The organism is Pseudomonas defluvii (assembly GCF_001695625.1).
GTDB classification, from domain to species: domain Bacteria; phylum Pseudomonadota; class Gammaproteobacteria; order Pseudomonadales; family Pseudomonadaceae; genus Aquipseudomonas; species Aquipseudomonas defluvii.
Genome location: NZ_MBPN01000054.1, coordinates 22,394 through 34,977 on the forward strand (window position 1 = coordinate 22,394; position 12,584 = coordinate 34,977).

Genomic DNA, 12,584 nt, shown 5'->3' on the forward strand with positions numbered 1-12,584 from the left:
TCGGGGTAGAAAGCTGAAACCGTGTCGTCCTGTCGCCAGCCAAGCCCGCCCCTGCAGGGGCGGGAGCCGGCTTTGCGGGTAATGGGATCAGACGATCCGCACGCGCAACGAGCGCCCTTTGATCTTGCCGCTGTTCAGGCGCTGCAAGGCCTGCTTGGCCACCGCACGTTCCACTGCGACAAAGGCCTGGAAGTCAAAGATCGCGATCTTGCCGACCTGAGTGCCGGGCAAACCGGCATCACCGGTCAGGGCACCCAGAATGTCGCCCGGACGCAGTTTGTCCTTGCGGCCGGCGGCGATGCACAGGGTGCTCATGACCGGCAGCAGCGGGGCGCCGCCCTGGTGTTTGAGGCTGTCGAGCTGTTCCCAGCGCAGCGGCGCCTTTTGCAGGGCTTCGATCGCTTGGGCGCGATGACCTTCGGCAGGCGCCACCAGGCTTACGGCCAGACCTTTCTCGCCTGCGCGTCCGGTGCGGCCGACGCGGTGTACGTGAATCTCGGCATCACGGGCCAGTTCGACGTTGATGACCATGTCCAGGGCGTCGATGTCCAGGCCGCGTGCGGCAACATCGGTGGCGACCAGGACCGAGCTGCTGCGGTTGGCGAACAGGGTCAGGACCTGATCGCGGTCGCGCTGTTCCAGGTCGCCGTGCAGGGCCGCGGCGACGATGCCTTTGGCCTGCAGGTGCTCCACCACTTCCTGGCACTGCTGTTTGGTAAAGCAGAACGCCACGCAGGACTGTGGGCGGAAATGCCCGAGTACGCGGGTTACGGCTTCCAGGCGCTGTTCCGGATCAATTTCGTAGAAGCGTTGTTCGATCTGGTTGTCGGCGTGCAGGGCTTCAACCTTGACCTGCTGCGGGTCGCGCATGAAGGCTGCCGACAGTTGCTTGATGCCGGCCGGGTAGGTTGCCGAGAACAGCAAGGTCTGACGGCGTTTCGGCGTTTGCCCGATGATGTCGGCTATGGCGTCGTAGAACCCCATGTCGAGCATCCGGTCTGCTTCGTCGAGTACCAGGGTGTTGAGCCCGTCGAGCACCAGGGTGCCTTTGCTCAGGTGCTGCTGAATCCGCCCCGGGGTACCGACGATGATATGCGCGCCGTGTTCCAGCGAGGCGATCTGCGGGCCGAGCGAAACCCCGCCGCAGAGGGTCAGGATCTTGATGTTGTCTTCGGCGCGGGCCAGCCGCCGCAGTTCCTTGGCGACCTGGTCGGCCAGCTCACGGGTTGGGCACAGCACCAAGGCTTGGCAGCCGAAGTAGCGCGGGTTGATCGGGTTGAGCAGGCCGATGCCGAAAGCGGCGGTCTTGCCGCTGCCGGTCTTGGCCTGTGCGATCAGGTCCATGCCCTTGAGAATCACCGGCAGGCTCTGGGCCTGAATCGGGGTCATCTGGGCGTAGCCGAGGGCGTCCAGGTTGGCCAGCATGGCGCTGGACAGCGGCAGGGTATCGAAGGCGGTGGCAATGGTGGTCACGAGGCGGGCCTGCAAAACAAAATGTCGCGCAGTGTACCAGCCTCGTGGCCATTCGCCCTAAGGCTCGATTTCAGGTTCCAGACGACGGGCACGCCTTCCGTCCGTCTTTGACAGCTGCATGAAGATCGCTGCGGCCAACATGGCCATCAGGCCGATGGTCAGGAAGGTCAGTTGGAACGCACCCAGTGTGCTTTCCACCCCTTCGGCACTGCCCGCTGCGGTGAACCCGCCCAGCAGCGCACCGGCACAGGCGACACCCAGGCTCAGCGAAAGTTGTGCCACCACGGAAAGCAGGCTGTTGCCGCTGCTGGCGCTGGCATCGTCAAGGTCGATCAGGGTCACGGTATTCATTGCAGTGAATTGCAGCGAGTTGACGGCCCCAAGCAGTGCCAATTGGACCAGCAGCACGGCGTAGGGCGTCTGTTCATCGACCAGTCCCATGCTGGCCAGCAGCACGCCCAGCAGCAGGGTGTTGCCGGTGAGGATCGTACGGTAGCCGAGGCGCTCGATCAGGGGTTGGGCCACCGACTTGGCCAGCATCGCCGCGGCCGCCAGCGGAATCATGCTCATGCCGGCTTCTGAGGGCGAATAGCCCAGCGCGACCTGCAGCAGCAGTGGCACCAGAAAAGGCAGGGCGCCACTGCCCAGGCGGGCGAACAGGTTGCCAAGAATACCCACCGAAAAGGTCCGGGTGCGAAACAACCGGGGCGAGAACAGCGGGTCCTCCGTACTGCCGGCGCGCAGCCAATAGGCTGCCAGGCAGGCCATGCCGGCGAACAGCAGCAACATCACCCGCAAGTGCGGCAGGTGCAGCTCGCCCAAGCCCTCCATGGCAATGGTGATCAGCACCATTGCCGCGCCGAACAGCAGGAAACCCATGCCGTCGAAGCGTGTGCGCTCGGTACCGCGCAAGTCGGGGATGAATTTCCACACGGCATAGCAACCCACCGCCCCGACGGGCAGGTTGAGCAGGAAGATCCAGTGCCAGCTGAGTATTTCCACGAGCCAGCCGCCCAGGGTCGGCCCCAGCAGTGGGCCGAGCAGGCCGGGAATGGTGATGAAGCTCATGATCCGCACCAGCTCGGAGCGTGGGTAGGCGCGCAACACCACCAGGCGTCCGACGGGCAGCATCAGCGCGCCGCCCAGCCCCTGGATCACCCGTGCGGCGACCAGCATCCCGAGGCTGTCGGCCAAGGCGCAGAGCAGCGAGCCGATACTGAACAGCAAAATCGCGCCGAAAAAGATCCGTTTGGTGCCAAAGCGGTCGGCGATCCAGCCCGACGCGGGAATCAGCAAGGCCACAGTGAGCATGTAGGCGATGATGACAGACTGCATGCGCAGGGGGTCTTCGGCCAAGTCGCGGGCCATGGCGGGCAGGGCGGTGTTGAGGATGGTGCCGTCGAGTGACTGCATGAAGAAAGCGATGGCCACCACCCAGGGAATCCAGCGGGCGGTGGTGCTGTCTAGGGGCGCGCGATCAGGCATAGGGCCTCTCTCCGAGGTGGGGCCTTATCGCCGGTATTGCCGGCGATAAGTAGCTATCACAGGGTCAGCGTCAGGCATTTGACCAGCGCGCCCGGCAGGTGCGTAGAGCGGGTCTGGCGTTGGTCATAGGTGCTGGTCGACAGGATCAGCTCGCGGTCGCAGGTCAGTGCTTCCAACTGCGTACCGAGCAGGCTGTAGACGCTGTCGTCAAAGCGCATGGTGCTGACCGGTGCCTGGATTTTCCCGTCCTCAACCCAGAAGGTCGCGAAGCGGGTCAGGCCGGTCATGCGCGCTGCTGGCAGGTCTGAGTAGTTCAGGTACCAGAGGTTGCTGATGTACAGGCCTGTGCCCAGTTGGGCGAGGATTGCATCCGCCGCCAGTTCGCCGGGGGCCATGCTCAGTGCGCAGGGTGACTCATCGCTGTCGGCGCCATTGGCCAGCAACTCGAACTCGGCTGCACTGCGGGCACCGACCAGTCGTTGGTGGGCCTTGCCCTGTGCGATCAGCGAGAGGTCGCTGCGCGGGTAGCCTTCCTCGGAGAACGCTGGGCTGAGCGAGCCGCTGACCTGTTCGGCGATGCCGATCAGCGGGCTCAACTGTGCATCGCTGGCGTAAAGACGTTGTAGCGGGCTGTCCTTGTTGGCGATGGCCTGGGCGGAAAAACCACCCCAGCAGAGCATGCCGATGATTTCGTCCAGCGCTGCGGGCGCCAGGTAGGCACGGTACTGGCCGGGTGCGAGGACCTTGAGTGGGCGGTCCAGGTAGTCCAGTTGCTCGCGGGCCTGATGCAGGCGCAAGGCCAATGTCGCGGCGTCCCAGCATTGGCCGGCATAGTTGGCTTTGACGGCCTGCCCGTTGGCATGGAACAGGCTCCAGTCGAGGTTGAAGCTGTTGGCCTGATGCCAGCCAAAGGCGCCAAATGAGCTGGCGAAGCCTCGGCAGATCGGGCCTGCTGCGTAGATCCCGACCAGGTCCAGCCCCGTGGCACCTGCGGCGATCTGGGCGAGTACCTCGGCGGTGTCTGGCAGAGGCGTGTTCTGCACGTTGTGGCTATGCCAGACGGCCTCGTTCAGTTTCAGGTAGGGGTCGACCGGGATCAGCGGCAAGGTCTGTCGCAGTTGTGCCAGGGCCTGCTGCAGGCGTTGTAGGTCAGCGTCGCTGTCCCCGCTGAGGGTGAGTTGAAAGTCGGCCTGACGTCCGCTGTCGATCAGTTTGAGGCTGGCGCTGGCCTGCGCGACGTTGCCGGCCTGGCGGACCTGGGCATGGTTGAAACGAATGAACTGCGACTGCTCGGCGCTGTAGCTCAGGGTGAAGTGTTCGGGGGCGCGTACGGCATCGCGCAGGCTGTTCACCAGGCGTTGGAAATGTTCCAGGTAGGCCATCAGGCATCTCCTCCGAATACGTCGATCTGGCTGAACACGCAGGCCGGTGAGGCATGCCCGACCCGAATCACCTGGTTGGGTTCGCCCTTGCCGCAGTTAGGTGTGCCGAGTACCTGGAAGGTGCTGGCATCGCCCACGGCGCTGAGGTTGCGCCAGAACTGTGCTGAAACGCCCCGATAATTTGGATTTTTGACCACGCCCTTGAGCTCGCCGTTTTCGATCAACTGGCCCCACTCGCAGCCGAACTGGAACTTGTTGCGCGCATCGTCGATGGACCACGAACGGTTGGTTTTCATCAGAATGCCGTGTTCGATGCCGCTGATCAGTTGCGCCAGGCTCTGTTCGCCCGGCTCGATATTGAGGTTGGCCATGCGGTCGATCGGTGCACGGTTCCAGCCACAGGCGCGGCTGTTGGCAACGCCATCGAGGCCGGAGCGAAACTGCGACAACGCACTGCCCAGGGGGCGTAGTAGCAGGCCGTCACGGATCAGGAAGGTCTTGTGTGCCGGCGTACCATCATCGTCATGGGCATAGCTGGCCAGTTGTTCCGGGATATCGGGGTCGAAGGTGACATTCAGCAACATAGAGCCGTACTGTAAATGGCCGAAGTCGCTGGCGTTGACGAAGCTGGTGCCCGCGTAGTTGCGCTCGTCACCGAGGATGCGGTCCATTTCAAGCGGGTGGCCGATGGACTCGTGGATCTGCAGCATCATCTGGTCGGGCATCAACAGCAGGTCGCGTACGCCGCTGGGCGTATTGGGTGCCAGCAGCAGTTGCAGTGCCTGGTCGGCGACCAAGGCGCCGGCACCTATCAGCCCGCAACGCTCGATCACATCGAACCCGCCCTGCTGGCCGAAATTTTCCCGGCCCAGGCTGCGGCTTTGGCTGTCCTGACCGTCAAAGGCGGTGACCCCGAACCCTGGATAAACGAAGCGCTGGGCCTGGCGCAGCTGCGCGCCAGCGTTGTTCAGGTAAATCTGTTCGACCGTGGTGATGCCCAGGCTGGCCTGCCAATTCACCAGGCGCGAGTCCGCCGGTACGCTGGCTGATTCGCTGGCCAGTAGCGCATAGCAGTCGCTAAGGCTGGGAAACGGCTGCGCAAGGTTGGGGGAGCAGTAGTCGGCCTGAGCGCTGGTCACCGGCTGCTGGCTCAGGTTGAGCAGGGCGTGGCCGTTGATGCTTCGGGCCAGTGTTTCGGCCTGCTCCAGCGCGCGTTGCAGGCCCGCCTGGGACAGGTCGGCGGTTGCTGCATAGGCTTCCACGCCGTTGAGGCGTACTGTCAGCATCGCCCCTTCATCGCAACCCAGGCTGGGTGGCTCGGCGACGTTCTTGCGTACCGACAGGTGTTGTCGGGACTCCTGCACATAGCGCAGCGAGAAGAATTCGGCGGTGCTGCGCAAGGCTGCGAAGCGCTGGCGCAGCAATGCGGTGACATCGAACATGGGTGAACCTCCGTGCGCGCGGTGGCTCCCCCTCAGAACCACTCGTGATGCGCGCTCATTATGGCAGCCCGTTACTTTCCGGGTGAGGAAAAAGCGCGCTGTGCATTGAGTGCCTTTTTTGGGGTTTGGGATGCGTCCTACTTGCCGCTGGGATGCGGACTACATCAAAGGGATTGTTCGATCTGGCTTGATGGCAAACCAACACGTCTCTAGGTCGCTGCCGTGCAAATCGAAATACGCGAACTTCAACTTACGTCAGCGTGTCACGTTCGGCCGAAGCGCCAATGTGGGCAGAAGAAAGGTTTGTACTGAATGAGCGCAAAAGACAGTGGCTGCAAGTCGACGGTATGGTTTGCATGGGGATGGTTTGATGTTCTCTACATCGCGTTGTACGTGACGACAAATCTACGGCACGACAAAGTGCCGTACCTGGCCGCGTGGGAAATGACATTGGCTTATTGGGGTGACCTGGGGCCTGCCCAAGCGCTGAAGCTCGTACTGAATTGGGTGTTGCAGGTGTCGTTATTTGTCAGCTGTTTTTTATTCTTGGCCCAGCGAGATGCCGCGAGGTGGGTTGGCTACTTGCAGATGCCCTTGAGGATTTTTTTCATTGCGCCCTCAGTGTCGGTTTTAGTGCTGGGTGCTCAATTTTTTCCGGACCGTAGCACGGTGTTAATGGTGGTGTTGGCTATTGCGTCTGAACTAATGAAATTCTGGAGTCTTCGCACGTTTGGTGGGCGCGCTGCAGCTTGCTGATAAAGCCAACTTCCACAGTGGTTAGCGCCAGCACGCTGTGGCGGTTACTGTCTTTGGCTTGAAAAACAAACCCCCGCTAAAGAGCGGGGGTTTGTCAGCTGTCTGAGGTGCGCGAACGCGCCTCTTTTGCTTGTTTGGGTGCGAATCGCTTAGCCGATGGTCATCAGGCTCGCGTTACCACCCGCTGCGGCGGTGTTGACGCTCAGTGCACGTTCGATCACCAGGCGCTCCAGAGCAATCGTGGTTTCGCCCGAGGACAGGCCCTGGACGCCGACGATGGCACCGGCACGCTTGGCCACCTGCTCGCAAACGCTGCGCAGTTGGTCGGAGTCGCCGTGGTGCAGAACAGCGTCGAATACGACGTCGTCCTTGTTCCACTCGGCCACCAGCTTGATGCGGGCTTGTACGTCTTTTGGCAGGCGAGTGCGCAGGGTTTTGCCCAGTGCATTGTCTGGCCATACCGCCGAACTACCGACCGCCAGTACCGCCGCCAGTTGTGTCAGCAGGTCAGCTTCGCTTTCGGCCAAGCACAGTACATGCTCGCGTGGCAGGATGGTGTAGCTGTTGCGCTCGCCGGTCGGGCCGGTGAGGACGCGTGTGATCCCGCTTTGCGACTGCTCGGCAAACTGCTCGCAGAGTGCGCCCAGCTCGACCATCTGGTTGCTGCCAGCCCAGGCTTTCAGGGCCTGCAGTGGCTTGGTCAGGCTGTCGTGCATCTGGGTGTCTGGCGTGTTTTCGCCGTCGGTACGCTTGAACGATTGTTCGATGGCGTTGGCCGGACGGGTCGACAGCAGGCGGTACAGGTACAGCGGGCCACCTGCTTTCGGGCCGGTGCCCGACAGGCCTTCACCGCCGAACGGTTGTACACCGACCACGGCGCCGACGATGTTGCGGTTGACGTAGACGTTGCCGGCGTTGACGCTGCCGACGACCTTGGCAATGGTCTCGTCGATACGGGTGTGCACGCCCAGGGTCAGGCCGTAACCGGAGCCGTTGATCTGGTCGATCAGTTGGTCCATCTCCTTGCGCTTGTAGCGCACGACGTGCAGTACCGGGCCGAAGATCTCGCGTTGCAGCTCATCGAAGCTTTCCAGCTCGATCAGTGTCGGCATGACGAAGGTGCCGCGTTTGCATTCTTCGGTATCGGCGATAGCCACTTGATAGACCGAGCGGCCTTTCTCGCGCATGCCCTGGATGTGCTTCTCGATGCCGGCCTTGGCTTCGGCGTCGATCACCGGGCCAATGTCCACGGACAGACGTTCCGGGTTGCCCATGCGGTATTCCGCCATGGCGCCCTTGAGCATTTCGATCACGCGGTCAGCCGAGTCTTCCTGCAGGCACAGCACGCGCAGTGCCGAGCAACGTTGACCGGCGCTGTCGAAGGCCGACGTCACCACGTCCATGACCACTTGTTCGGTCAGTGCCGAGGAGTCGACGATCATGGCGTTCTGGCCACCGGTTTCGGCGATCAGCGGAATCGGACGGCCCTGGTTGTCGAGACGACCGGCGATGTTGCGTTGCAGCAGACGCGCGACTTCGGTGGAACCGGTGAACATGACACCTTTGACGCGCTCGTCACCAACCAGGCGGGCACCGACGCTTTCGCCGCGGCCTGGCAGCAGTTGCAGCACGCCTTCTGGAATGCCGGCTTCGAGCAGCAGGCGTACCGCTTGCGCTGCGACCAGCGGGGTTTGTTCGGCAGGCTTGGCCAGTACCGGGTTGCCTGCGGCGAGCGCAGCTGCGACCTGACCGCTGAAGATTGCCAGTGGGAAGTTCCACGGGCTGATGCAGACAACTGGGCCCAGTGGGCGGTGGGCGTCGTTGCTGAAGTCGTTGCGTGCCTGCACTGCGTAGTAGCGCAGGAAGTCTACGGCTTCACGCACTTCGGCGATGGCGTTGGCAAAGGTCTTGCCAGCTTCGCGAGCCAGCAGGCCCATCAGCGGCTGGATATCGGCTTCCATCAGGTCGGCGGCGCGCTCCAGAATGGCGGCGCGTTCTGCCGGAGGCGTGGCCTGCCAGATCGGTGCGGCATTCAATGCACACTGAATGGCGTTGTCGACGTCTTCGATGTTGGCTTCCTGAACGTGACCGACCAGATCGCGATGATCGGCCGGGTTCAGTACCGGCTGTTGAGTGCCGGCGCTGGCGGCGCAACCGAGCATCGGCGCGGCCAACCAGTTGTTGTGGGCGCTGCTGAGCAGGGCGCAGGACAGCGAAGCCAGGCGGTGTTCGTTGGCCATGTCGATGCCGGCGGAGTTCGCCCGCTCGCTGCCATACAGTTCACGCGGCAATGGAATGCGTGGGTGCGGCAAGCCAGCGCTGCCCTCTTGGGTGGCCATGCGCTCGATGGTTGCAACCGGGTCGGCCACCAGTTCCTGAATGGAGATGGAGTGGTCGGCAATACGGTTGACGAACGAGGTGTTCGCGCCGTTTTCCAGCAGGCGGCGAACCAGGTAGGCCAGCAGCGTTTCGTGGGTACCGACCGGGGCATACACGCGGCATGGACGGTTCAGCTTGCCATCGGCAACCTTGCCCACGACTTGTTCGTACAGTGGTTCACCCATGCCGTGCAGGCACTGGAACTCGTACTGGCCCGGGTAGTAGTTCTGCCCGGCGATCTGATAGATGGCCGACAGGGTGTGGGCGTTGTGGGTAGCGAACTGCGGGTAGATGGCTTCCGGTACCGACAGCAGCTTGCGGGCGCAGGCGATATAGGAAACGTCGGTGTACACCTTGCGGGTGTAGACCGGGTAGCCTTCCAGGCCTTCGACCTGGGCGCGCTTGATCTCGCTGTCCCAGTACGCGCCTTTCACCAGGCGGATCATCAGGCGGTGACGGCTGCGGCGTGCCAGGTCGATCACGTAGTCGATGACGTGTGGGCAGCGCTTCTGATAAGCCTGGATAACGAAGCCGATACCGTTCCAGCCCGCCAGTTGTGGTTCGAAGCACAGGCGCTCGAGCAGGTCCAGCGACAGCTCTAGGCGGTCGGCTTCCTCGGCGTCGATGTTCAGGCCGATGTCGTACTGCTTGGCCAGCAGGGTCAGCGACAGCAGGCGTGGGTACAGCTCGTTCATCACGCGCTCGTACTGGGCGCGGCTGTAGCGAGGGTGCAGGGCCGAGAGCTTGATCGAGATGCCCGGGCCTTCATAGATGCCACGGCCGTGAGACGCTTTGCCGATCGAGTGAATCGCCTGCTCGTAAGAGGCCAGGTATTTCTGTGCGTCATGCTCGGTCAGTGCGGCTTCGCCAAGCATGTCGTAGGAGTAGCGGAAGCCTTTGGCTTCAAAGCGAGTGGCGTTGGCCAGCGCTTCGGCAATGGTTTCGCCGGTGACGAACTGCTCGCCCATCAGGCGCATGGCCATGTCGACGCCCTTGCGGATCATCGGCTCGCCGCTCTTGCCGATGATGCGGCTGAGCGAAGCGGTGAGGCCGGATTCGTTGTGGGTCGAGACCAGTTTGCCGGTCAGCAGCAAGCCCCACGTGGCCGCGTTGACGAACAGCGACGGGCTGTTGCCCAGGTGCGGCTGCCAGTTGCCGGTGCTGATCTTGTCGCGGATCAGGGCGTCACGGGTGCCTTTGTCCGGGATGCGCAGCAGCGCTTCGGCCAGGCACATCAGTGCTACGCCTTCCTGGGACGACAGGGAGAACTCCTGCAGCAGGCCCTGAACGACACCGGCGCGACCGCTGGCGCTCTTCTGGTTACGCAGCTTCTCGGCGATACCGGCGGCCAGTTTGTTGGCGGCATCGGCCATGGCTGCCGGCAGGCGAGCCTGCTCCAGCAGCATCGGCACGACTTCCTGCTCGGGGCGGCGATAGGCCGATGTAATGGCCGAGCGCAGAACGGACTGCGGCAGGATGCTTTCGGCGAACTCGAGGAAGCACTGGTGAGCGTGATCAGGTTGCACTTCGCCGGCTTCGTCAGCGTGGTTGTGGGCTTGTCCGGCGAGTTCGGTCAGGGTGGCGCCACCCTCGAGCCTTTCCAGGTAATTGAAAATTGCCTGTTTGATCAACCAGTGCGGCGTGCGGTCAATGGACTGCGCAGCTGCTTTGAGTCGCTCACGGGTCGGGTCGTCGAGTTTGACCCCTAGGGTGGTCGTCGCCATTTCTTATCCTCATTATCGCCACGTGATGTGGCACTAGCTGGCGCAAAGATTAGCTGTGGCGGGGTCTGGGTGCAACCTGGTGCAACCCATTTTTCGTACAAAAAAAGTGCAGCTCGTCCGACAGTTTGAGGGGCTCAGCCGTTTTGGCTGTTTAGGGTGCGTTTACTTCTGTAGATCGTGCTTTTTGCTCCATAAGGGAGCAAAAAGTGGTCGTCATCGGAAATATCCGACGAGGTGCAACTGGATTGCAGAAATTGGTTGCACCTTCTTTGCGTTGTTGCATAGCATTCGCGGCCTCGGTGCAACCTCGCTTGAGGTCAGGTGTACCCGTGCGGGGCTTTATCTGGAAGTCTTCGCATCACTCCATGCGCGGTTGGGCTTCAGTGCTACCCGTGACGAGCGTTCAGGGAATGAACGGCTTTGCCGGCGGCATCAGCCAACTGCGGCTACCATAAAAACAAATTCCAGGGCGCAACATCATGAGTGTAAGCAACCCAACCCTGATCACCTTCGTGATCTACATCTTGGCGATGGTGCTGATCGGCTTCATGGCCTATCGCTCCACCAACAACCTTTCCGACTACATTCTGGGCGGCCGCAGCCTGGGTAGCGTGGTAACCGCGCTCTCGGCGGGTGCCTCGGACATGAGCGGCTGGCTGCTGATGGGCCTGCCAGGCGCGATCTACATGTCGGGTCTGTCGGAGGTCTGGATCGCTATCGGCCTGATCATCGGTGCCTACTTGAACTGGCTGTTCGTTGCCGGGCGCCTGCGTGTTCAAACCGAATACAACGGTGACGCGCTGACCCTGCCGGACTACTTCACCAGCCGTTTTGAAGACAAGAGCGGCCTGCTGCGGATCATCTCCGCGGTGGTGATTCTGGTGTTCTTCACAATCTACTGTGCTTCCGGCATCGTTGCAGGTGCCCGTCTGTTCGAAAGCACCTTCGGCATGTCCTATGAAACTGCCCTGTGGGCAGGTGCAGCCGCCACGATCGCCTACACCTTTGTTGGTGGTTTCCTGGCTGTGAGCTGGACCGATACCGTTCAGGCGACCCTGATGATCTTCGCGCTGATTCTGACGCCGATCATTGTTCTGCTCGCCACCGGTGGCGTCGATACGACCTTCCTGGCCATCGAAGCGCAAGACCCGGCGAACTTCGACATGCTCAAAGGCACTACCTTTATCGGCATCATCTCGCTGATGGGCTGGGGTCTGGGTTACTTTGGTCAGCCGCACATCCTGGCGCGCTTCATGGCGGCAGATTCGGTCAAGTCGATCGCCAAGGCCCGCCGTATCTCCATGACCTGGATGATTCTGTGCCTGGTCGGTACCTGTGCCGTCGGTTTCTTCGGTATTGCCTACTTCTCGGCGCACCCTGATCTGGCCGGTCCTGTGACCGAGAACCATGAGCGTGTGTTCATCGAACTGGCCAAAATCCTGTTCAACCCATGGATCGCAGGCGTGCTGCTGTCGGCTATTCTGGCTGCCGTAATGAGCACCCTGAGCTGCCAGCTGCTGGTGTGCTCCAGTGCGTTGACCGAAGACTTCTACAAGGCTTTCCTGCGCAAGAGTGCTTCGCAGCTTGAGCTGGTCTGGGTCGGTCGTCTGATGGTGCTGGCCGTAGCGCTGATTGCGATTGGCATCGCCGCCAACCCTGAGAACAAGGTCCTGGGCCTGGTGAGCTATGCCTGGGCGGGCTTCGGCGCTGCCTTCGGTCCTGTGGTACTGATCTCCGTACTGTGGAAAGGCATGACCCGTAATGGTGCGCTGGCCGGTATCCTGGTCGGTGCGATTACCGTGGTTGTCTGGAAGCATTTCGCCCTGCTGGGTCTGTACGAAATCATCCCGGGCTTCATCCTGGGCGCCCTGGCAATCCTGCTGGTCAGCACCCTGGGTCGTCCGTCGCAAGGTATGGTTGCCCGTTTTGAGAAGGCCGACGAG

The 12,584-nt window shown here is 62.0% G+C and carries 7 protein-coding genes; 2 read left to right on the forward strand and 5 right to left on the reverse strand.

From position 1 onward, the window contains the following. Positions 1–87: 87 nt before the first annotated feature. The 4 genes from dbpA to EKA13_RS15715 form a co-directional block, all read right to left on the reverse strand. Positions 88–1,425 (reverse strand): ATP-dependent RNA helicase DbpA, encoded by a 1,338-nt coding sequence (gene dbpA / locus EKA13_RS15700; protein ID WP_245704347.1) that lies wholly within the window; start codon positions 1,423–1,425, stop codon positions 88–90. Between the two features lie 105 nt (positions 1,426–1,530). Further along, positions 1,531–2,958 (reverse strand): multidrug transporter subunit MdtD, encoded by a 1,428-nt coding sequence (gene mdtD, locus EKA13_RS15705; RefSeq protein ID WP_065760294.1) that lies wholly within the window; start codon positions 2,956–2,958, stop codon positions 1,531–1,533. A 56-nt stretch (positions 2,959–3,014) separates the two neighbouring features. Continuing rightward, complete coding sequence (locus tag EKA13_RS15710; protein WP_065760295.1) at positions 3,015–4,340, reverse strand: TldD/PmbA family protein; 1,326 nt, start codon at positions 4,338–4,340, stop codon at positions 3,015–3,017. Continuing rightward, positions 4,340–5,782, reverse strand: a complete 1,443-nt coding sequence (locus tag EKA13_RS15715; RefSeq protein ID WP_065760296.1) for a TldD/PmbA family protein — start codon at positions 5,780–5,782, stop codon at positions 4,340–4,342. Before EKA13_RS15715 ends, EKA13_RS15710 begins: the two co-directional genes overlap by 1 nt. A gap of 312 nt (positions 5,783–6,094) precedes the next feature. Between EKA13_RS15715 and EKA13_RS15720 the strand changes: the two genes are divergently transcribed. Beyond that, positions 6,095–6,538 carry a hypothetical protein gene (locus EKA13_RS15720; protein WP_065760297.1) on the forward strand — a complete coding sequence of 148 codons (444 nt, stop codon included), beginning with the start codon at positions 6,095–6,097 and terminating at the stop codon, positions 6,536–6,538. A 149-nt stretch (positions 6,539–6,687) separates the two neighbouring features. Here the strand turns inward: EKA13_RS15720 and putA are convergent, their stop codons facing one another. Further along, positions 6,688–10,641, reverse strand: coding sequence for a trifunctional transcriptional regulator/proline dehydrogenase/L-glutamate gamma-semialdehyde dehydrogenase (gene putA, locus EKA13_RS15725; protein WP_065760298.1), 3,954 nt, complete (start codon positions 10,639–10,641; stop codon positions 6,688–6,690). A 479-nt stretch (positions 10,642–11,120) separates the two neighbouring features. On the opposite strand from putA, the gene putP reads away from it, so the two are divergent. Next, the coding region (gene putP / locus EKA13_RS15730) for a sodium/proline symporter PutP (RefSeq protein WP_065760299.1) at positions 11,121–12,584 on the forward strand (1,464 nt) is incomplete at its 3' end.